The organism is Paracoccus contaminans (genome assembly GCF_002105555.1).
In the GTDB taxonomy this organism is placed as follows: Bacteria; Pseudomonadota; Alphaproteobacteria; order Rhodobacterales; family Rhodobacteraceae; genus Paracoccus; species Paracoccus contaminans.
Genome location: NZ_CP020612.1, coordinates 2,583,503 through 2,604,409 on the forward strand (window position 1 = coordinate 2,583,503; position 20,907 = coordinate 2,604,409).

21 protein-coding genes and 1 tRNA gene are annotated in these 20,907 nt (G+C 64.1%); 17 read left to right on the forward strand and 5 right to left on the reverse strand.

Going from position 1 to position 20,907, the window contains the following annotated elements:
• Window positions 1–3: 3 nt before the first annotated feature.
• From ychF to B0A89_RS15470, 3 genes are all read left to right on the forward strand, one after another.
• Window positions 4–1,101, forward strand: coding sequence for a redox-regulated ATPase YchF (gene ychF / locus B0A89_RS12260; RefSeq protein ID WP_085378394.1), 1,098 nt, complete (start codon window positions 4–6; stop codon window positions 1,099–1,101).
• Window positions 1,102–1,200: 99 nt separating this feature from the next.
• Window positions 1,201–1,290: transfer RNA gene (locus B0A89_RS12265), tRNA-Ser, on the forward strand.
• Window positions 1,291–1,861: 571 nt separating this feature from the next.
• Window positions 1,862–3,124: a restriction endonuclease PLD domain-containing protein gene (locus B0A89_RS15470; protein ID WP_420814440.1), complete on the forward strand. Its 1,263-nt coding sequence runs from the start codon at window positions 1,862–1,864 to the stop codon at window positions 3,122–3,124.
• 24 nt (window positions 3,125–3,148) lie between these two features.
• On the opposite strand, the gene B0A89_RS12270 is transcribed toward B0A89_RS15470, so the two are convergent.
• From B0A89_RS12270 to B0A89_RS12290, 5 genes are all read right to left on the reverse strand, one after another.
• The gene (locus tag B0A89_RS12270; protein WP_085378395.1) at window positions 3,149–4,633 is read right to left on the reverse strand and encodes a TRM11 family SAM-dependent methyltransferase; all 1,485 of its coding nucleotides are present in this window, start codon (window positions 4,631–4,633) and stop codon (window positions 3,149–3,151) included.
• On the reverse strand, window positions 4,633–5,817 hold the full coding sequence (locus B0A89_RS12275; RefSeq protein ID WP_081969306.1) for a DNA methyltransferase: 1,185 nt from the start codon (window positions 5,815–5,817) through the stop codon (window positions 4,633–4,635). The genes B0A89_RS12270 and B0A89_RS12275 overlap by 1 nt, the downstream gene beginning before the upstream one ends.
• A 256-nt stretch (window positions 5,818–6,073) precedes the next feature.
• On the reverse strand, window positions 6,074–6,472 hold the full coding sequence (locus B0A89_RS12280) for a hypothetical protein (RefSeq protein ID WP_043130187.1): 399 nt from the start codon (window positions 6,470–6,472) through the stop codon (window positions 6,074–6,076).
• Window positions 6,469–7,791: a recombinase family protein gene (locus tag B0A89_RS12285; RefSeq protein ID WP_043130190.1), complete on the reverse strand. Its 1,323-nt coding sequence runs from the start codon at window positions 7,789–7,791 to the stop codon at window positions 6,469–6,471. Before B0A89_RS12285 ends, B0A89_RS12280 begins: the two co-directional genes overlap by 4 nt.
• Complete coding sequence (locus B0A89_RS12290) at window positions 7,788–8,243, reverse strand: DUF2924 domain-containing protein (RefSeq protein WP_043130192.1); 456 nt, start codon at window positions 8,241–8,243, stop codon at window positions 7,788–7,790. Before B0A89_RS12290 ends, B0A89_RS12285 begins: the two co-directional genes overlap by 4 nt.
• Before the next feature lie 364 nt (window positions 8,244–8,607).
• Here B0A89_RS12290 and B0A89_RS12300 point away from each other — a divergent pair, with 364 nt between their 5' ends.
• The 14 genes from B0A89_RS12300 (at window position 8,608) to B0A89_RS12365 (ending at window position 20,681) form a co-directional block, all read left to right on the forward strand.
• Complete coding sequence (locus tag B0A89_RS12300; RefSeq protein ID WP_043130193.1) at window positions 8,608–9,843, forward strand: hypothetical protein; 1,236 nt, start codon at window positions 8,608–8,610, stop codon at window positions 9,841–9,843.
• Complete coding sequence (locus B0A89_RS12305; protein WP_156113438.1) at window positions 9,812–10,753, forward strand: helix-turn-helix domain-containing protein; 942 nt, start codon at window positions 9,812–9,814, stop codon at window positions 10,751–10,753. Before B0A89_RS12300 ends, B0A89_RS12305 begins: the two co-directional genes overlap by 32 nt.
• Before the next feature lie 109 nt (window positions 10,754–10,862).
• A complete protein-coding gene (locus B0A89_RS12310) occupies window positions 10,863–11,456 on the forward strand; it encodes a hypothetical protein (RefSeq protein ID WP_043130198.1) in 594 nt (197 codons plus the stop codon).
• 22 nt (window positions 11,457–11,478) lie between these two features.
• The gene (locus B0A89_RS12315) at window positions 11,479–11,832 is read left to right on the forward strand and encodes a hypothetical protein (protein ID WP_172645156.1); all 354 of its coding nucleotides are present in this window, start codon (window positions 11,479–11,481) and stop codon (window positions 11,830–11,832) included.
• Window positions 11,833–11,876: 44 nt separating this feature from the next.
• Complete coding sequence (locus B0A89_RS12320; protein ID WP_043130368.1) at window positions 11,877–12,365, forward strand: hypothetical protein; 489 nt, start codon at window positions 11,877–11,879, stop codon at window positions 12,363–12,365.
• Window positions 12,362–13,234 (forward strand): ATP-binding protein, encoded by an 873-nt coding sequence (locus B0A89_RS12325; protein WP_043130201.1) that lies wholly within the window; start codon window positions 12,362–12,364, stop codon window positions 13,232–13,234. Before B0A89_RS12320 ends, B0A89_RS12325 begins: the two co-directional genes overlap by 4 nt.
• 19 nt (window positions 13,235–13,253) lie before the next feature.
• Entirely contained in the window at window positions 13,254–13,883 is a 630-nt protein-coding gene (locus B0A89_RS12330) for a hypothetical protein (RefSeq protein WP_043130202.1), read from the forward strand.
• A gap of 14 nt (window positions 13,884–13,897) precedes the next feature.
• Complete coding sequence (locus B0A89_RS12335; protein ID WP_043130204.1) at window positions 13,898–15,586, forward strand: DEAD/DEAH box helicase; 1,689 nt, start codon at window positions 13,898–13,900, stop codon at window positions 15,584–15,586.
• Between the two features lie 224 nt (window positions 15,587–15,810).
• Window positions 15,811–16,011 carry a DUF6511 domain-containing protein gene (locus tag B0A89_RS12340; protein WP_043130207.1) on the forward strand — a complete coding sequence of 67 codons (201 nt, stop codon included), beginning with the start codon at window positions 15,811–15,813 and terminating at the stop codon, window positions 16,009–16,011.
• Window positions 16,012–16,037: 26 nt separating this feature from the next.
• A complete protein-coding gene (locus B0A89_RS12345) occupies window positions 16,038–16,778 on the forward strand; it encodes a hypothetical protein (protein WP_240558551.1) in 741 nt (246 codons plus the stop codon).
• Complete coding sequence (locus tag B0A89_RS12350) at window positions 16,730–19,141, forward strand: AAA family ATPase (RefSeq protein ID WP_240558552.1); 2,412 nt, start codon at window positions 16,730–16,732, stop codon at window positions 19,139–19,141. Before B0A89_RS12345 ends, B0A89_RS12350 begins: the two co-directional genes overlap by 49 nt.
• Before the next feature lie 364 nt (window positions 19,142–19,505).
• A complete protein-coding gene (locus B0A89_RS12355) occupies window positions 19,506–20,042 on the forward strand; it encodes a crossover junction endodeoxyribonuclease RuvC (RefSeq protein WP_085378396.1) in 537 nt (178 codons plus the stop codon).
• A complete protein-coding gene (locus B0A89_RS12360; protein ID WP_081969308.1) occupies window positions 20,039–20,242 on the forward strand; it encodes a hypothetical protein in 204 nt (67 codons plus the stop codon). The genes B0A89_RS12355 and B0A89_RS12360 overlap by 4 nt, the downstream gene beginning before the upstream one ends.
• Window positions 20,235–20,681, forward strand: a complete 447-nt coding sequence (locus B0A89_RS12365) for a DUF6362 family protein (RefSeq protein ID WP_043130224.1) — start codon at window positions 20,235–20,237, stop codon at window positions 20,679–20,681. The genes B0A89_RS12360 and B0A89_RS12365 overlap by 8 nt, the downstream gene beginning before the upstream one ends.
• Window positions 20,682–20,907: the final 226 nt, after the last annotated feature.

A 20,907-nucleotide genomic window follows, 5' to 3' on the forward strand; every position in this document is an offset into this window, starting at 1 on the left:
AGGATGGGCTTTCGCATGGGGATCGTCGGGCTGCCGAATGTGGGCAAGTCCACCTTGTTCAACGCCCTGACCCGCACCGCCGCGGCGCAGGCGGCAAACTTTCCCTTCTGCACGATCGAGCCGAATGTGGGCGAGGTCGCCGTCCCCGATCCCCGGCTTGACAGGCTGGCCGCCATCGCCGGCAGCCGGCAGATCATCCCCGCCCGCATCACCTTCGTGGACATCGCCGGGCTGGTGAAGGGCGCCAGCCGGGGCGAAGGCCTGGGCAACCAGTTCCTCGCCAATATCCGCGAGGTTGACGCCATCGCCCATGTCCTGCGCTGTTTCGAGGATGGCGACATCACCCATGTCGAGGGCCGCGTCGACCCCCTCGCCGATGCCGAGACGATCGAGACGGAGCTGATGATCGCCGATCTGGAATCGGTCGAGCGGCGCCTGGCCAACCTTCAGCGCAAGCTGAAGGGGGGCGACAAGGAGGCCGCGGCGCAGGAACGGCTGCTGAAATCCGCGCAGGCTGCCCTGGAGGCCGGCCGGCCTGCCCGCAGCGTCAGCATCGCCGAGGATGACCGCAAGGCCTGGGACATGCTGCAGCTGCTGACCGCCAAGCCGGTGCTTTACGTCTGCAACGTGGCCGAAAACGATGCCGCCGCAGGCAATGCGCTGTCTGGTGCCGTGGCGGCAATGGCGGCCGGGCAGGGGGCGGGCCATGTGGTGATCTCGGCCCGCATCGAGGAGGAGATCAGCCAGCTGCCGCAGGACGAGGCGCAGATGTTCCTTTCGGAAATGGGGCTGGAGGAGGCCGGCCTGGACCGGCTGATCCGCGCCGCCTATGCGCTGCTGGGCCTGCAGACCTACTTTACCGTCGGCCCCAAGGAGGCGCGGGCCTGGACCATCACCCGCGGCACCCTGGCGCCGCAGGCGGCGGGCGTGATCCACGGCGATTTCGAAAAGGGCTTCATCCGCGCCGAGACGGTCGCCTATGACGACTATATCGCCGGCCAGGGGGAGGCCGGCGCACGTGAGGCCGGCAAGTTCCGCGTCGAGGGAAAGAGCTATGAGGTCAAGGACGGCGATGTCCTGCACTTCCTGTTCAATGCCTGAGACGATTGCCCGCGCCGCCCCCCGGCCAAGGGCATTTCCCTGACCGCGCGACGTTTTTTCCCTTGTTCCCCCGCACCGCCTGCTGCTAGACCCGCCGGCGGAGTGGTGGCCGAGTGGTCGAAGGCACACCCCTGCTAAGGGTGCAGGCGGGAAACCGTCTCGAGGGTTCGAATCCCTTCCACTCCGCCATTTGCCCTCGCGAAAGCGTTCTCTTGATCCGGCTGCGGCCGGATTTTTCCGTTGTATTCGAGGGTTATGCGGGAGGGGCTGAGCACTGGCCCTGGCACCGGGCGGGCCGGAAGCGGTCTCTCAGGGCCGATATTCTCCGGACCTCATGACTGCGCGAATTTGGTGAATAGCTTGCAACAGATTGAAATTACTTGTTAGTTTTCGACCAAGTTCCGAACACTTCGACGACAGGGGTGTTCGTTAGATGGAACTGAAATCAAACCCTTCGCAGCGCGATGCAAACGCATGATACCAAGCGCGCGGAGAAGGTTTTCTTATAGCGGCCCGCCCGCGAGGCCCACTTCCCGGTTGAGGCAGCCCCCACACTATCTCTTGCTGCTTGTGCTTTAACATAAGCGGCTGTTATTCGTACCACATCCCCCGACCGGAGTGAGTACCCTTGAGATACATCGACTCAGCATCTCGAAACACGTCTGACGTTCTTGGAGAATGGCTCGCCAGCTTCAGTCCCCTGGCTGTCGACGCCCTACGTTGGCAAACGGGATACTTTAGTGCAGACGGACTGGCTCCTTTGGCGCCAGTAATAAATGAGCTGAAGTCGCAAGATAGATTGACGAATTGTGTAATTGGGTCAAACGGCGGAGAAACCGGAGAGCCAGATATCGAAACGCTGGTTAATCTCGTTGGAACCCCAAGAGCAAACGCAAGGATCGGGGTTGTTAGCTTCTCTGCGGGGCTATTTCACCCAAAGGTATATCACTTCACAAGGCAGGACGGCACTCAGGCCGCCTATGTTGGATCGGCAAATCTGACTACGCCGGGCATTTCTGGGATGAACATCGAGGCAGGTTTGCTCTTGGATTCATCGACCGGCGATTCCGATCACGTCCTTTCAGACGTCGCGGCAGCAATTGACGCTTGGTTCAATGGACCTCGGCCCGGGCTCTCAACTGTGACGGCACTTGCCGACCTCGCACCTCTAGTCGCCGCCGGAGTGCTTGGCGTGGCCCCTACGCCACGTACAACGCAATCCAGTTCTGGAAGCAGCGGGGCGGCATCAAGCAAAATCGGACTCAAGCCGCTAATCAAGTTCCCCCCTGTCTCGGTTAAGAGCGGCACTGTAGCAGCTTTGGGTTCAGCGGCAGCAGCGCCTTCCGCCCCGCCCAGCACAGCGACGGTTGCTCCATCTGCCGGACCGCTTACCTCAAGCCCGCGCCCGCCCTTCCCCCCATATGTACTCTTCGCACCAGGCATCGCGACACCGACACTCGGGGCAGCAGCCTTGACCGGATCCACGCTAGCGGGCGGCGCTGCTGGATTGGTCATTCGCCTCAACCGAGACAGTGCAAGGCACTTCTCCGGAGGCAGTGGCACAGCAAACGTAAGCGTACCAGTTGCGACCATCGGCACGATGAGGTTCGGCGTATTTCAAGGAAAGTATCAGAGGCCTCGCGCCGAGTTCGACCTTCGCATGCGTTATGTCTCAAACTTGGGAGCCTACGAAGTAGCATCCTCTAGCACCAATGTAATGGTCTACGGATACGCTCCTGGTGAATCTGGCCATGGTGACGTGAGGATGGTCGTGCCGGCCGCGCCTGCTCGTGCCATTCGCGATCATGCCGCAGCACACGGATTCCATGTCCCGACAGCAAACGACCCAATGATCTTAGAGTGGCCGACGCCAGCCGATCCAACTTTCAAGGCAACATTCATCGATCCAGCTGACCCACTCTTCGCCACGGTAGACGGGATGCTCGCCACTGCTTCAGCCGGTGGTGCGCTCGTGGGTCAAGGTGCGTGCTGGTTACCCGCAGGTATTTCGCCGAACTGGTAAAAACAACGATTGAAGATCGGCGTGCTATTCTTTCCGAAGTATGATCAGCGTTTCTGCTGCAACCGCATTACTCACATGATATCCGTAGCGCCGGTAGGTTTGCAGCGGAATGAGTTCTTCTACTTTCCAGCCGACCGCATTAGCCAGTCGCGACAAGTGTTCGGGGGTATCGATGTCATGACGAACGCCCCCGATTGTAGTGTGGTTGTGGCCAACAATCAAAGCGTAGGGAGCTCCCTCTCTCATCAGCCTGTTCACTGAGCTGAAGTTTGCTTTCATCGACGCGAAGTATCGATACAGAAGCGACGGAACGGCACGCCTGCGAAACCCGTCTTCTTCACCGAGCAAATCCTCGAGCTTGATGCAAAGTTCGTACTCTTGATCCGGCAATTCTGCCTCGTTTGATGCGAGCAATTGAGGCAGTTCCCGCTTTGAGTTTCCACGAAGCTCTCTACTTCCGATCAGTGATGCCTCGAGTTCGAGAATTTGATTGGGCGCCAGGAGATCAAGCCAAACCAACGAAAGGCGTTGCGTGTCAATATACGGGAGTGCCATGGCATATGGCGGGCTGGTAATGGCGGCATCGAACTTCCGCATTGCGCTATCTGCCGTCAACTCGGATACGTCACAGAGTACCGCTCGACCGAGAGGTGCCCGTGAACCAATGAGTTCTCGCGCGGAAAGTATCCGATCAATAATTTGTGGAAGCGCATCCAAGAGCGCAGATGTGAACGAATTCGACGGAAGTGGCGAGGTCCTCCTCCTGATCCGCAAGTCTCGTGGGTCCTGCTGGGAATACTCACGAAGAAGGTTGCTAGCTACAGATAGAAAAATTGGCGACATCTCGCCGGCAATGTCGAGGATGATGGCCCGAACGCCTTCGATTTCGTCGTAGATTTCAGGATCAAACCATTTCAGTAGGTATTCGCGACGCGCAGCAGAAGACTGAGGGGCTTTCCTTCCATCAAAAGATCGAAGCTGGGCCGAAATGTTCTTGTGCGCTTTTCGGAGTTCACAGGGCGGGACCGACAAGCCAAGTAGCTTTGCGTTCGACAAGAAGACTGCGAGTGGATTTATGTCAGTGCCGACCGCGTCGACACCCAAATGGCAACACTCAATGAGAGTCGTGCCGCTACCACAGAACGGATCAAGGACAGTCTGCCCAGGCTCAACCTTGAAAATATTAAGAAGCGCCTTGGCGACTTGCGGATTAAATTTCCCTTTGTATTCATGCAGGCCATGAACTGAATAACGTGTCGCCTGGCGGTTTTTTCCGTTTCGTGCCGTTTCCTCCAGCTCAGCTTGCACCGTTGAAGTAAACCCAGAGCCATTCTCGTAGCCCTTGAAATAGGTCAGGCGTTCCGCTCCGGAACCGGGCCTTGCTTCGCGCAAATCCAGGCCATCTTGTACTTCATTGGCTCCTGACGGGCAGATCAGTGAAGTCACCTCCCGAGAAGCGAGCTCTTTCTCGTAGGGGTAGTACTTGTAGTTATGCCAACGGAGCCGCATCACTCGACCTCCTTCCGCAGCACCAAGACGGTTTCTGTCTTAATGTTTGCATGAGAAAGGTTGAATGATTTTCGGTTCGCTGACAGTTCCCGCTCTGTTACGAAGAACGGAGTGAAGCCAAGCGGTGCAGCTTCATCTGTGATGATTTCCGAGTTGTCGTAAATCTTCCCATGGATCTTCGAGCGGCCAACCACGAAACTTGCAAAGCCCCCCTTCACCAACACGTTTCCCAGAAGCTTTAGCGTCTGTCTCATTTGCCGTGCAAAATCTTCGGCCGTGTGGTGGTTCTTCTTGAAGAAGTGAGCCCGCGCACCAATCTCGTCAGCTTTCACCTTCAATGGGTCATACCCCAACCACCACATCCGGTATTTGTGATAAAGCCAATACTCATATGCGTTCGGGTATGGAGGAGATGTTACGACCAATCCAATCGGTCGCCCAATCATGCTCGGCTCTACCTTCAGGATGTCGTTCTCAATTACATCCACGGAGGTCAAGGGATATGGTCTATTTTGGAGAGCGGCGTTGATGCGGTTGACCGCGCGCAAAAAAAGCGTGGGGACGGCGGAAGGATCGATATCCTTCTGTACCGCCGCATATCGGGTATCGCTTTCCTGATTAGAGACTCTGACAATAATACTCGAAAGTGCTAGCTTCAGCGCATCGCGAGCCTCACTTGGGGAAGTCGCGATAGAACGAGCAATCTTATTGATCTCCACCTGGACATTTGGCTGGAACCAGTGATCAAGATTAGGAATTTCAGGAATCTCGCCATCAGAAGCTGTCTCTGAGCTCGCTACAATCCGAGCAGCAAGCTGCTCGATATCGGTCGGGCAGGCCGAGGTCTTAACGCGAGACATTAGGCAAGCGATTGGGTTCAGGTCGACTCCGACAGCGGGAATGCCTAGTCGCTGGCTTTCAACTAAACTGCTACCGCTCCCGCAGAACGGGTCCAGCACACCGCTGTGGGGAGGCAGTGGCAAGCAGTTGATGAGTGCTCGCGGGATTTCCGCAATGAATTTGGCAGGATAAGGGTGGACGCCTTCGATCTCGCTATGGCTGCGCCGATCGGGGAAGCCCCAATCAACCTCTGACAAAGACGACCTTGCTGCTGTTTCCGGATCTAGCGAAGCTGACCAGCTATCCGTCTTTTGGGGGGTGGGTTCGTGTGTTCCGTGCGCCATTAGTGGTCTTCTCTTTGCGGGCGCACGAACGGGAGCGAGCCTTGATCTATTGTTGGTTCGACGCGATTGAGGAAGTCCACGACCGCCTTTCGAGCAACCTGCGCCACCGGGGCGTCGTCACGCTCCGCGAAGGCGAGCAACAGGGCGTACGCTCGTTCGTCCAGGTTAATCGTGACCCTGGCTGTCTTCGTTCGTCCCTTCGGTCGCGCCATGATGTGTGTTTAGTGCAGCAAAAAACGGTCAGCAAGTCGTATTCTTACGTCATGCGGCTATTGCGAAGGGAAGGCAACTGGTCGTTCCACTCCACCGGGAACGGCTCCATCACCCGCACCAGCGTCACCAATGGCCCCTGCTTCCCGTCCAGGATCGCCTCGACGATGTCGGGCGCGAGCAGTGTCAGACGCAGGACGCGGGTCATGTAAGAGGGCGCAATCCCCTCGCGCTCGGCCAATTCGGCGACCGTTGCGTACTCGCTAGACTCCAGCATCCGCTTCCAGCGAAACGCGCGGGCCAGTGCCTTGACGAGTGCGTCATCGGGGCGGCGCGGGGTGGACGCGCCTTCGGGCAACTGCATCTCCTTCCGCCCCCCACGCTTCACGAGGCGGAACGGGACATGGATGGTGACAGTATCGGGGACCGGGGTGGCGCGGGTCATGCGGCTGCTCCTATGTCGGCGGTGATTTCGCGCGCCAGCCCGGCCAGTCCGTCCATACGCAGCCGGACGTTCAGGCCTTCCGTGACGATCTCGACCCGCTCGACCAGCAGCGCCACGATGCGCGCCTGCTCGGCCGGGAACAGATCGTCCCACAGCGGGTCGAGCCGAATCAGCGCCGCGCGCGCGTCGGCCTCGGTGATCTCACCGTACTGCACCCGCGCCGCCTTCCATGTGCCCGCGACAATCTCAGGCTGGCGGAACACGGCGCGCAACTGCTCGATGACGGCCGCTTCGATCTCGCCGGCGGGCACGCGGCCGATGGGACACGACGCCGCGCCATGCTTCAGCACCGTCTGGCTGACGTAGTAGCGGTAGAGCCGCCCGGCCTTGCGCGTGTGGGTCGGCGAGAAGGCCGCGCCGTCGGGGCCGTAGAGCAACCCCTTCAGCAGCGCGGGCGTGTCGGCGCGCGTGCGCGCGGCGCGCTTCCGGGGGCTCTCCTGCAGGATGGCGTGAACCTTGTCCCACAGCTCGCGGTCGATGATGGCGTGGTGCTCGCCGGGATAGCTGTCGCCCTTGTGGACCGCCTCGCCGATGTAGGCGCGGTTGCTGAGCATCCGATAGATGTATTTCTTGTCGATCCGGTTGCCGCGGGGCGTCCGAAGTCCCCGCGTGCCGACCTCCCGCGCCAGTTCCGTGCAGGACCCGATCTCGAGGAAGCGGGCGAAGATCCAGCGCACATGCGCAGCGTGCTCTTCGTCGACCACCAGCTTCCGGTTCTCGACACGGTAGCCGAAAGGCGGCACCCCGCCCATCCATATGCCCTTCTTCCGGCTGGCGGCGACCTTGTCGCGGATCCGCTCGGCCGTGACCTCCCGCTCGAACTGGGCGAAGCTGAGCAGGATGTTCAGGGTCAACCGCCCCATCGACGTGGTCGTGTTGAAGGACTGCGTGACCGAGACGAACGTCACGCCATTGCGGTCGAACACCTCGACCAACTTGGCGAAGTCGGCCAGGGAGCGGCTGAGGCGGTCGATCTTGTAGACCACCACCACTTCGACCAGCCCGTCCTCGATGTCCTCCAGCAGCCGCTGCAGGCCGGGGCGATCCAGCGTGCCGCCGGAGATGCCGCCGTCGTCATACTGATCGCGGACGAGTACCCAGCCCTCAGACCGCTGGCTGGCGATGTAAGCCTCGCAGGCCTCGCGTTGGGCGTGGAGCGAGTTGAACTCCTGCTCCAGTCCTTCCTCGGAGGATTTCCGGGTGTAGACCGCGCAACGCAGCTTGCGTACGAGCTTCGATTTATCCGGCGGCTTCGTCACTTCCGCCCCCTGTGGTTCTTGAGCCCGAAGAAGACCCAGCCGTTCCAGCGCGTGCCGGTGATCGCGCGGGCGATCGCGGACAGCGACTTGTACGGCCGCCCCTGCCATTCGAAGCCGTCAGCGGTGACCGTGACGATGTATTCGACGCCCTGCCATTCGCGCAGGAGGCGCGTGCCGGTGATGGGGCGATCGCGGTCGAGGCGCATGCCGCGCTTCTTCTTGTCGCCTCCGTCCAGTTCCTCGCCGAGCCGTTCCAGCCGCCGGATCGTCTCGGGCTTCAGCCCGCCATAGGCGAGTTCCTGGATGCGATAGGCGATGCGGCTTTCGAGGTAGCGGCGGTTGAACGGCGGCGGCTCGCTGTCGAACAGGTCGCGCCACTGTTGCTTCAGGTCGGGCGTCGGTGTGGTCTTGAGCGCGGCCAGGCGCGCGGGGATGGGATCGGGCTTATTCATGCATTTCTCCGGTGAGTTGGAGTTGCATGACGGCATTGGTCGGGCGGATAGTGTAGGCAACGTTCTCCAGTATCGTCAGATACTTCGCCCGTCTCCCGCATCCGCAACCGGACCAGCCCGAGCGCCAGCAGGCCGCACAGCTCGGCGCGACGCTCTGCGGGCGTCATCTGGTCGGGCGGGAGGGGGTTGGGGCGTTTCATGCGGGCCTCGGAGTGGTCGTCTCCTCTGGCCTCTACTCATCGCGATCGCGAACCGTCCCATGGCCGCTGTCAGTGCACGGATCGCGCCCATCTGGACTCGACTCAGGGTTGTTCGGACTGCTAGAACATAGAGTGAACAATCAGGTCTGAAAGAAAGGGGTTCCATGGGTTCCGACATCAAGAAATTCGTAAATCCGAAGTTTCTCAACAGCATTGATGTCGTGCTCATGCGCGACCTCTTCGCTCGCCATTTCAAGGACGAAGGTCTCCCTGTCGCGTTCGATGGCGACGTCGCCGAGATTCGCAAACGGATCACCGACTATTTCGCGACACCGATCACCGAATGGTCCGAAGGCTTGATCGCCGATCTGCATCGGGTCGCCGAACTTGGGACCGGCGAAGGAATGCAGCTCATTCTGAACGAGGCCAGGCGCCAACGCGTTGTCCTCTATTCCGAGCCAGACGACGAAGAGGCCGACTCGGCTCCGGTAAAGCACGAGCCCAAGCATGTGGCGCTGCACGCCTATCTGCATCATCACCGGATCTTCGAGGCGGCGGCCGATTTCCAGGCGCTGCGGGCGCCGACCGCGATGGCGGAGTTTCGCGGGCCGCAGCGCGATGTCGGAGCCGATCTGACGGAGGAGGCGTCGGCGGCATTCAAGGCCGCCATCGTGAAGCTGTTCGCGCAGGACCTGCAGGGCGATTACTGCCGTCTCGGCCCTTATGAGGAGGATGGCGAAATCAACCTCGTCGTCAGCCATGGCGCGCCGGTGACGACCACGCCCATCGTGGCGGGCGACCGCGAACAGATCATCACCCTGCGAGCGGTGAAATATGCGGCGCTCCGCTATTCATCGAACGAAGGGCTCTTGCGCATCGGCGGCGTGCCGAGAGCGCAGCAGGCCGAAGTGGCGGGCATCTTTGCCGAGCACATTCTGGGGCGCCCCGGTTTCTTCGCAGGCAAGGACGCGCGCGATCTCTACACCCTCGATCCCATCACAGCATTCGGTCCGGATTTCGCATTCCAGCATGCGTTCGACGAGAGGATCCTCGAAGTTCGGATCGTGGCGGCAGCGGCCGATTTCTTCGCCGAGGATGAGGATGGCGAGTGGCGTTATGTGCGCAGTTGGGAATCGAAGGACGCATCCGGCGCGGCGCTCCGGCATTTCAAGGCCAGCGAGGTGCGGTTCGGCCGCGGGTGGCGCCTGGGAGAAATCACGTTCCGGGTGTTTTTCAAGAGCGATGCGAAACAGCCCGCCAAGGTGACCGTGCGTTTGAAGCCGCCCGGCACGCTCGCCTTCCGTCGCACCCGGTTCGAAAAGGCGATCCACGCACTGGTCGCGCGCAACGGACTCGAGAAGGATCGCGATGCTGATCTGGTTGTGGAAGCGGCTGAGTAACGGCGGGGCTGAGGCCAGTGTCTCCGGCCGAGCGCTGCGCCGCTTCCCCGCGCGGGAGATCGAAGGGCTGCTTCGGGCGCGGGTTCTGATCGAGCAGCGGAAGGCCGACAGCTGGTCCGTCTGCGTGCATTGCGACTGCGGGCTCGATGCACGACCGATCCGTGCCGTAGGAGATCGGCTACTTGCCTGCTGTCCGCGCGACGTCGCAGCGGACGTGGTGCTGGAGCCGGACGACCTCCGCCGGTTCGGGATAGAAGCCGACAAACTGATCTCGGCCATAGCAGCATCCGGCGGATTGCTGGCGGCGGCCACTGTCGTTTCGGACGGGCTGTGGCTGCTGGGACGGCTGCCAACGGGTATCTGCGTCTTTCTCTGCCGCGAAACGCATGTGCTGATGGCGCCTGCCACCATCCTCGCGACCAGGATGGCCGCCGGATCGGCACCCATCACCATCATCACCATCGAACTCGACCCGGCAACCGAACTGCAGTTGCGTGCGGCCGGTATCGAAGCCCGCTCGCTCACCGAATGCGTTCTGGTGGACGATCACGGCACGGAACATCTTGCGCTTGACCGACTCTCGTCGATCGCCGTCACCGCGCCCCGCCTTGTCCTGAGCCGGAGCCGCCAGTCGGCAATGTTCGACGGACGCCGCCTCGATCTCACGCCGCAGATGTTCGCACTGATCCGGCTTTTCGCGGAACAGGCCGGGCAGCGCGACCCCGTGCTGCGCAAGGAGACCATCGACGCGCAGACCGGGCGTCCGGCGAACGAGATCGTGCGGGATCTGCGCAAGGCTCTGGTCGGATGCGGCCTGTCGCGGGCGGCCGCCGACGCCCTGATCGTGACCGTGCGTGGCTACGGCTATCGCCTCGGCATCGCTCCCGCAGAGGTGGCCGTCGAGGACTGAGTCCTCCGCACACAATCCACACACAACAAGCACACGCCAAACACACCGAAAGCGTCGGCGGGTCCGGCAGTCTTGGAACAACAGCAATGATGTTCCGAGGCACCTGGACATGCACCCACCGATTACCCCCGCCGACCTTTCCACGCTGATCGCTGAAGCCGATGCCGCAGCGCGCCGTCTGCGCCGCAAGCTGGTTCTGCCCGCCACCGATCATGACGATCTCCGCCAGGACCTTCTGGTCGACCTGATCTGCCGCCTGCCTGGCTTCGACGCGCGGCGCGGCAGCATCGGCGCTTTCGCAAACATCGTCCTGCGCAACCAGTCCGCACGGATCGCGATGCGCCATCACCGCCAGCGCCGTGCGCAGGGTGGGTCGCTGCTCTCGCTCGAGCTGCCGTTGACCGGAGACCGCGAGCCGGTCGGCGACACGCTGACCGAGGACGACGGGCTTGCCGCCTGGCACGGCCAGATCTGCTGCGCCGCCGCTGTCACTGAACTTCACCACGCCCTGCAGGCCGCCCTCGCGCGGCTGCCGACCGAGGATCGCCGGTTCTGCGCGGCGCTGGCGCATCGCCCCGTCACCGCGCTCGCGGCCGAGGGTTTCGGCAGCCGGTCCGCGCTCTACCGCCGCCTCGCCGATCTCCGCCACGTCCTCACCGTCCACGGTCTCGGTCCCGCCTGGGACGATCTCGCGGCGGCCTGAGTAGAGGCGAAAGGAGGAGATCATGTTCATGGGCACCACCCCCTTCATCACGGTCCGCGCCCGCCGACCGCTCACCGAGATCGAGTTCTGCGCCTGGGTGGCGCAGGCCGTGCCGGGTGACCGGCTCGAATACCATCGCGGCTTTCTGGTTCTCGACATCTTCCCGATGTTCGCCCGGTTGCCGGATCCGCAGCGCGCGGAACTGGCACGGCTCGGGTCGCGCGCCTTCTGGGCCGCCGAACAGGGCCTCGTGCACCTGGTGCAGGAGCGCACGGGCCCCGACCAGTTCGCCTACATCGCCGTCGCCCGCCCCAAGCCGAAGGCCGCGGCAGTCTCGCTGTCCGCGCTCCTGCTCGCCGAGCAAGAGGCCGCGTGATGACCGCCTTCCAATCCCTTTTTGCCGATCACGGAGACCCGTACATGCCGTTCCCCACGAACACCCCCGCCGTCGACGACCTGCCGGGCCTCGGCCTGCAGGACATCGCCCAGCTGCCCGTCGAACTGCTGGCCATCCTTCAGCGCGAGCTCGACGAGCGCATGGCGCGGACCAAGGCCGCGAAGGCCCGCCTCGATGGCGCGCTGACCGTCCGCTACGCCACCCGCGCCGCCGAGGAACGGCAGGCGGCGGGCAAGGACACAGGCACGATCCGGTTCGACGACGGCGATTTCACCGTGGTCGCCGATCTGCCGAAACGGGTCGATTGGGATCAGGATCGCCTCGCCGCCATGGTCGAGCGCATCACCGCCGCCGGGGACGATCCCGCGCAGTATGTCGACATCGCCTTCAAGGTGCCCGAGCGCAAATACGCCGCCTGGCCCGATGCGATCCGTGCCGGGTTCGAGCCCGCGCGCACCGTCCGGCCCGGCACGCTGAAGATCGAGATCGTCCCGCAGGGGGCCGATCAATGAGCCTCCCGATCATCAGCGCCGACCAGCGGCTGGCCGAGCCGCGGGGCATCAAAGGCTGCATCTTCGGCAAATCCGGCATCGGGAAGACCTCGCTCCTCTGGACGCTGAACGCGTCGACCACCCTGTTCATGGATCTCGAGGCGGGCGATCTCGCCATCGAGGGCTGGGCGGGGGACAGCATCCGGCCGCGAACCTGGACGGAATGCCGGGATTTCGCGGTGTTCATCGGCGGGCCCAACCCGGCGCTGCGCGACGAGCAGCCCTACAGCCCCGCGCACTACAGAGCGGTCTGCGACCGCTTCGACGATCCGACAGCACTCGACCGCTACGACACGATCTTCGTGGACTCGATCACCGTCGCCGGGCGGCTGTGCTTCGGCTGGTGCAAGGGTCAGCCCGAGGCGCTGTCGGAGAAGACCGGCAAGCCGGACGTGCGCGGGGCCTACGGTCTGCACGGCCGCGAGATGATCGGCTGGCTCACGCATCTCCAGCACACGCGGGCGAAGAACGTCTGGTTCGTCGGGATCCTCGACGAGAAGCTCGACGACTTCAATCGCAAGGTTTTCCAGCCGCAGATCGACGGCTCGAAGACCGGGTTGGAGCTGCCGGGGATCGTCGACGAGGTGATCACCATGGCGGAGCTGAAGGCCGATGGCGATCCCTATCGCGCCTTCGTTTGCCAGACGATCAACCCCTGGGGCTTTCCGGCCAAGGACCGCTCGGGGCGTCTGGATCAGGTCGAGGAGCCTCACCTCGGCCGCCTGATGACGAAGATCCGCGCCCCCGTCGCACCAGCGCCCAAGCGCCTGACCTACACGCCGCCGCCCGCCGATCCGGCGGCTGACGCCCAATCCCAACCGCAATCCTGATCAGAAAAGGAGGTTCCCCATGGGTTCCTGGAACGATTTCAACGACGCGCAGAGCAACAGCAACCTGATCCCGAAGGGCACGCTGGCCAAGGTGCGCCTGACCATCCGTCCGGGCGGTTTCGACGACGCCTCTCAGGGCTGGACCGGCGGCTATGCCACCCGCGGCTCGACGGGTGCTGTCTATCTGAACGGCGAGTTCACGGTGACCGAGGGGCAGTACGCCCGGCGCAAGATCTTCACGCTGATCGGGCTCTACAGCCCCAAGGGACCGGACTGGGCGAACATGGGCCGCAGCCTCGTGCGCGGCATGCTGAACTCGGCCCGCGGGATTTCCGACAAGGACATGTCGGCCGAGGCGCAGGCGGCGCGGCGCATCAACGGCTTTGCCGATCTCGACGGGATCGAGTTCATCGCCCGCATCGACATCGGCACCGACGCCAGCGGCGACGACAAGAACGAGATCCGTAGCGCGGTCACGCCGGATCATCGCGATTACGCACAGGTCATGGGGACTGCACCGCTGCAGTTCGGCGGACACGGTGCAGCCGGGCACGCCGCGCAGCACACCACCCCTGCGGCACCGGCACATCAGCCCAGCCAGCCCGCTTCCGCCCCCGGGTTCGCCGGTCGGCCGAGCTGGGCGCAGTAAGGGGGAGACCGGCCATGCGCCTGCGCCCCCGCCAGAAGACCTTCGTCGAGCGTAGCGTTGCTGCGCTCGCCTCCCGCGGCAACACGCTGGGCGTGGCGCCCACCGGCGCGGGCAAGACCATCATGCTCTCGGCGGTCACAGGCGAGATGATCGGCGACGGCGCCAAGGCCTGCGTGCTGGCCCATCGCGACGAGTTGACGGCGCAGAACCGTGCCAAGTTCCAGCGCGTGGTGCCGGGCGTCGCCACCTCGGTCATCGACGCCACGGAGAAATCGTGGGGCGGCCAAGTCGCCTTCGCCATGGTGCCGACGCTGGCACGGGCTTCGAACCTCGCCGACATGCCGCGCCTCGACCTGCTGGTCGTCGACGAGGCGCACCATGCCGTCGCCGACAGCTACCGCCGCATCATCGACCGCGTGCGCGAAGCCAATCCCGACGCCCGCATCTTCGGGGTCACGGCGACGCCGAACCGTGGCGACAGGAAGGGCCTGCGCGAGGTCTTCGACAATGTCGCCGACCAGGTGCGGCTGGGCGAGTTGATCGCCTCGGGCCACCTGGTGCCGCCGCGCACCTTCGTCATCGATGTGGGCGTGCAGGACGAGTTGCGGTCCGTCCGCAAGACCCTGTCGGATTTCGACATGGCGGAAGTGGCGGGCATCATGGACCGCGCCCCCGTCACCGACGAGGTGATCCGCCATTGGAAGGAGAAGGCAGGCGACCGGCAGACGGTGGTGTTCTGCTCCACCGTCGCCCACGCCGAACACGTCACCGACGCCTTCAGGACCGCGGGCGTTTCCGCCGCACTGATCCACGGCGATCTGGCGGCCGAGACCCGCAAGGCGATCCTCGCCGACTACGCGGCTGGGGACATCCGTGTCGTCGTCAACGTGGCCGTGCTGACCGAGGGCTGGGACCATCCGCCCACCTCCTGCGTCGTGCTGCTGCGCCCCAGCTCCTACAAGTCCACCATGATCCAGATGGTCGGGCGCGGCCTGCGCACCGTCGATCCCGAGGAACACCCCGGCATCGTCAAGATCGACTGCGTCGTGCTGGATTTCGGGACGTCGAGCCTGATCCACGGCACGCTGGAGCAGGACGTCGATCTCGACGGCAAGACCGAGGCTGGTGAAGCCCCGACGAAATCCTGCCCCGGTTGCGGCGCCGATATCCCGCTGGCAGCCACGGAATGCCCGCTCTGCGGCGAGGCGTTCCCGCGCGAGGATCTGGATGCGGGCGAAGGCGGGGCCGCCGCGCCGCTCTCGGGCTTCATGATGACCGAGATCGACCTGCTGAAGCGGTCCAGCTTCGCGTGGGTCGATCTCTTTGGCGACGATGCGGCGCTGATGGCCAACGGGTTCAGTGCCTGGGGTGGCATCTTTTTCCTCGATGGTCGCTGGCACGCTGTCGGCGGCGGCAAGGGCCAGACGCCGCGTTTGCTGGGGGTGGGCGAACGCCCGGTCTGCCTGGCGCAGGCGGATGACTGGCTGAACACCCACGAGACCGATGAGAGCGCATTCAAGTCGAAGGGATGGCTGACACAGGCCGCCACCGAAAAGCAGCTGCAGTACCTGCCACCCGAATGCTGCCATGACTTCGGCCTGACGCGGTACCGCGCCTCCGCTCTGATGACCTTCGGCTTCAACAAGCGCGAGATTCGCCAACTTGTGGGCCGCGCCAGCCCGGACATCGGGAGGGCCGCGTGAGCCATGTCGCGCAAATCGCACCCCCGTCCGCAGCGGCTGCGGATCGACCGGGCCGTGATCGCCTCTGGCATCCGCGGCCGGTGCTCTGCGCCGTCTGCACATCCCGCGCGCGCGGCTTCGGCTGGTTCGATCCGCACCGACCGCGCCCAACCCGCACCCGCCGCTGGTTCTGCTCCATGGGCTGCCAGGCGGCCTTCACCCGCAAAGCGAAGAGAGGACTGAGCATGGTCGATTTCACCGAAGAGGAAACCATGGCGCTGCCCGCCGTGATGCGCGCGCTTGCGCCCGAGATGGAGCGGATCGGCTGGGACCGCCCCTTGGGCCAGCTGACCCAGAACGACATGCGCCGGCTGATTGTCGTGACCGTCGAGGCGTTCCGCGCCGAGATGGCAGAGATCGCCGCCGAGGCGGAGATCCCCTTCTGATGCTGGATTTCAACCCACGCCCCTCCATGGCCGAGCGGATCAACGCGCTGGTCGACGCCGCGCTGATCGCCGAGCGGGAGGCCACGCCGCCCCGGACCTATCTCGGCGCGTCCCGTCTGGGGCATGCCTGCGAACGCGCGTTGCAGTTCGAGTTCGCAGGCGCGCCCAAGGACGAGGGCGCGGATTTCGGCGGGCAGACGCTGCGCATCTTCGAGATCGGTCACCAGCTCGAGGATCTGGCGATCCGCTGGCTGCGGGTGGCGGGGCTCGACCTCTATACCCGCAAGGGCAATCGTCCCGATGGGGATCAGTTCGGATTCTCCGTCGCGGGCGGCCGCATCCGTGGCCATGTCGACGGGATCGTGGCCGGAGCCCCGGCCGCGCTCGGTCTCCGCATCCCGGCGCTCTGGGAATGCAAGACGATGAACGCGAAGAACTGGCGGGCCTGCGTCAAGGACGGGGTCGCCATCTCCAAGCCCGTCTATGCCGCCCAGATCGCGATCTACCAGGCTTACATGGAGCCGTCGGTGCCAGGCATTTCCTCGGCCCCGGCGCTGTTCACGGCGATCAACAAGGACACGGCTGAGCTGCACCACGAACTGGTGCCCTTCGATGCGGATCTGGCGCAGCGCATGTCCGACCGCGCGGTGCGGATCCTGCAGGCCACCGACGCGGGCGAGCTGCTGCCCCGCATTGCCGCCAGCCGCGACTTCTTCGAATGCCGGTTCTGCGCCCATGCCGAGCGGTGTTGGAGCCTGGCGGCATGAGCGACGAGCCCACCGAGCCATCCGATCCCGACCAGGAGCCAGCCATGCGCGACAACACCACGCCCGATGAGCCCAAGGAAAACATCGTCCATTTCAACCCGTGGCGCGACTTCAACGATGCCGCGCCGCAGATCGACGTCTTCGGCGACGAGCCCGACCCTGCGCAGATTGCGCAATTCATGCAGGTCGTCTTCGGGTATTGCGACGGTCTGATCCCTGTCCGCAGCTTCATCGACAAGGGTCAGGGCATCGATGGCCGCCCGCACAACATCTGGCTGGAAGCGGATCATTCCGCCCCCGAGAAGATGGCGACCTTCGCGACATGGGCCTCGCGCGAGGGCGCGGCAGTCTATGTGATCCCCGGCACCGTGGCCGCGCCCGGCCAGGCCAAGGCCACCGATATTCTGCAGATGCAGACGGTAGTGGTCGATCTCGACACCGGTGACATCGCCGCCAAGCGCGCGCACCTCGAGCGCCACCTCGGCGCGCCAAGCATGGTCGTGGAGAGCGGCGGCGTCACGGCCGAGGGGCAGCGCAAGTGCCACGTCTGGTGGGCGCTGACCGAACCGGCCGAGGGTGACGATATAGCGCGCGTCTGCCGTCTGCGCGGCGACATCGCCGCAAAGGTCGGCGGCGACATGCATTTCCGCTCCGCCCATCAGCCGATACGGGTGGCGGGCTCGGTCTACTACAAGAACAACCTCAAGACGCAGGTGCGGATCGTCGAACTGAACGCCGACCGCGAACGCGATCTGGCCGAGTTCATCGAAGCCGTGACCGACATGCCGCCCGCGCCAGGCGTGTCCCTGCAGCCCGCGTTCACCCATCCCGACAAGCCCGCCATGGACGATGTGCTGGTCACGCCGGTGCGCGAGGGGGCGCAGGACGACTGGTCCCGTTTCGAGGGCGCGTCGGCCGCGATCGGTCATTTCATCCGCATGGTCCACGAGGGCCGGATGACGAAGGACGAGGGCTGGATCGGCATCTGCGGCTACAACGCCGCGATGCTGCGGCCCCAGTGGCCGGTCGAGCGGCTGAAACGGGAATCCGAGCGGCTCTGGGAACGGCATGTCGAGAAACACGGCCCGCCGCTGATCCGGCTCGACTCCGGCGCACCGGGACCGGTCGAGATGCCCGCCTTCACGTTGGGCGCGCTGCTGGACGATCAGAGCCCGATGCCGGAGGACATCATCGCGCCCCGCGTGCTGACGCCGGGCGGACTGCTGGTGCTGGGCGGCGCGCCCAAGGTCGGCAAGAGCGACCTGCTGATCTGCTGGCTTGTCCACATGGCCGCCGGCGTGCCGTTCCTCGGCTTTACGCCGCCACGGCCGCTGCGGATCTTCTACCTGCAGGCCGAGATCCAGTATCACTATCTGCGCGAGCGGCTGAAGCAGATCGCCCTGCCGCCCGACGTGCTGGCCGCCGCGCGCGACACCTTCGTCGCCACACCCAAGCTGAAAATGCTGCTCGACAACGAGGGCAGCGTGCGGGTTGCCCGCGCGATCCGGACGGCATTCCCGGATGCACCGCCCGACATCCTCTGCGTCGACCCGATCCGGAACCTCTTCGATGGCGGACCCGATGGCGGTGGCGAGAACGACAACACCGCCATGATGTTCTTCCTCAAGGAACGGGTCGAGGTTCTACGCGACCACATCGACCCGGACTGCGGGGTCATCCTGATCCACCACACCAAGAAGCTCAGCAAGCATCAGGTGAAGGAGGATCCGTTCCTCGCGCTTTCGGGGGCCAGCGCCCTCCGGGGCTTCTACACCTCCGGCCTGATCCTGCACCGCCCCGACGAGGACGCGTCAGAGCGTAAGCTGGAGATCGAGCTGCGCAACGGCCCCGCGCTGCCCTCGAAGCTGATCGACAAGGTGCGCGGCCAATGGGTCGAGATCAACCCGATGAACGAGCGCCTCGTGCGCCAGGACATCGGCGCCAGGCATGATGCCGAGCGGGATCGGAAAAACCAGGTCGTCCTGGGGATGATCTTCGACGAGGCGGCCGAGGGTCGGCTCTACACCGCCACGCAGTTCGCGGAGGCGTTCGAGAACCAGCACGATCTCGGGGGGCGCTACAGCATCCGCGAGCGGCTGTCGGTGCTCGCCACCAAGGGCCTGATCAAGTTCCGCCGGAGTTTCACGGAGCACGGGTACGCCGGGACGCAATCGCATTTCGGATATCTCGTGATCAGGGACATGCGCTTCGGCCGCGATCCCGTGATCGACACGGACACCGGAGAGGTTCTTGCCGAGGGCGTCGCGGTGCTGCCGACCCACTACAAATGCCCCCATTCCGGCCGCGCGCGTGAGGTCGAGAACCCTTCCGTCTGGGTCTATCCGGAGGAGGTCCATGATTGACTTCCTCATCATGAGCGCGGCCTTCCTCATTCTCATCTCTTCCTCATGGCCCAATGAAATCAATGGGTTGGAGATGAGGATGAGAAAGGTCTTCCTAATCGACCCGTCTCATCCCTTGAGCCTTGAAAAGTCAAAGGGAACAGAGACTTGCGGCCAAAACATGAGGCGAGTGGGCAAGCCCCCATACTACGTATGGGGAGGCCAACCGGCAGGTTTGGCCTCGCCTTCCATACGTCGAGGGCATCCGCGCGCGGGCTCCGACGCACCCTGCACATTCCGATCCGACGACGGCGGCCCCGTACCGCCAAGCACCAGGCCACCGTCGTCTTCCACCCGAGCAGCCAACCAGAAGAGGAGACCACCCATGGCTGACCTGACTCTCGCCACCTCCGCCCGTGAGGCAATCCCCGATCTGCGACCCGTCGTCCGCGCCAACCGGGTGACGCTGGCGCTCGACCTCGGCACCATGACGGGCTGGGCGCTGCACGGCATCGACGGGCTGATCACCTCCGGCACGGCGTCCTTCCGCCCCGGCCGCTTCGACGGTGGCGGCATGCGGTATCTGCGGTTCACGAACTGGCTCACCGAGATCGACCGGCTGTCCGGGCCCGTCGCCGCCATCTGGTTCGAAGAGGTCCGCCGCCATGCCGCGACCGATGCCGCCCATGTCTATGGCGGGCTGATGGCCACGCTGACGGCATGGGCCGAATTGCGCGGCATTCCCTACGAGGGCGTTCCCGTCGGCACCATCAAGCGCCACGCCACCGGCAAGGGCAACGCGAACAAGGACGCCGTGATGGCGGCCGCCCGGGCGCGCGGCTTCAGCCCCGCCGACGACAATGAGGCCGACGCCATCGCGATCCTGCTCTGGGCGCTGGAGACCCGGGGAGGTGTGCAATGAGCGGCATGCGGTTCACGCCCAAGGGTTATGGCGGTCACCGCCGCAACCCCGACGAGGTCAAGCGCGACGGCTGGAAGGAACAGGGGTTGCTGGCCGTCGCCATAGACGACGACCGCCTGACCTGGCCGGAGCGCGAGCTGGTGCGCCAGCTCGGCGAGCGGCTCTACGGCAAGCGGGAACGGGAGGCGCGTCATGGGTGAGTGGACCACAGCGCAGGTGCAGGATCGGCTTGAACTTGCGGCGGGCGTGATGCGGCAGATGCCGGGCGTGATGCCGCAGGGCTTCTTCAACGCATGGCCCGAGTATTTCCACAGCTTCGCCGACAAGGTCGGTCAGGAGCCGCAGATGCGTCGCCCGAGGCCCAGCCCGCGACAGATCACGGAGGCCGAGGAGGCGATGCTCTGGCTGCGCTGGCTCGAGCCCGAGGATGGGCGCCTCGTCTGGGCCCGCGCCGACGGCATGGCGTGGAAGCCGATCTGCTGGCAGTTCGGCCTGTCGCGCACGGCCGCGACCAAGCGCTGGCAATACGGTCTGGCGGTGATCACTTGGCGGCTGAACGGTCGCGTGCCGTCGCCCCGGCGGTCACAGCAGTTCGTCATCGAAAACGCCAATCGGCTGTCAAGAAAAATCGTCCTCTGAGGAAATTTTCGGGTGTACATCGCAGGCCCTTACACATTTCGACGAGGCCGTTAGAAAACGAATATGCTCGGGAGAGGAGCGCGCAGGCAGAGGCCGCGCCGCTGGCTTCCGGGGTCCAGCGAAGGGTCCAGTGGGGGTCCAATGGGCTAACCCATTGAGTTCTTGGTTCCTTCCTGACGATATTCGTATGCTGGCGGGCGAAGCGCGACGCATCGCCAGCGACAGG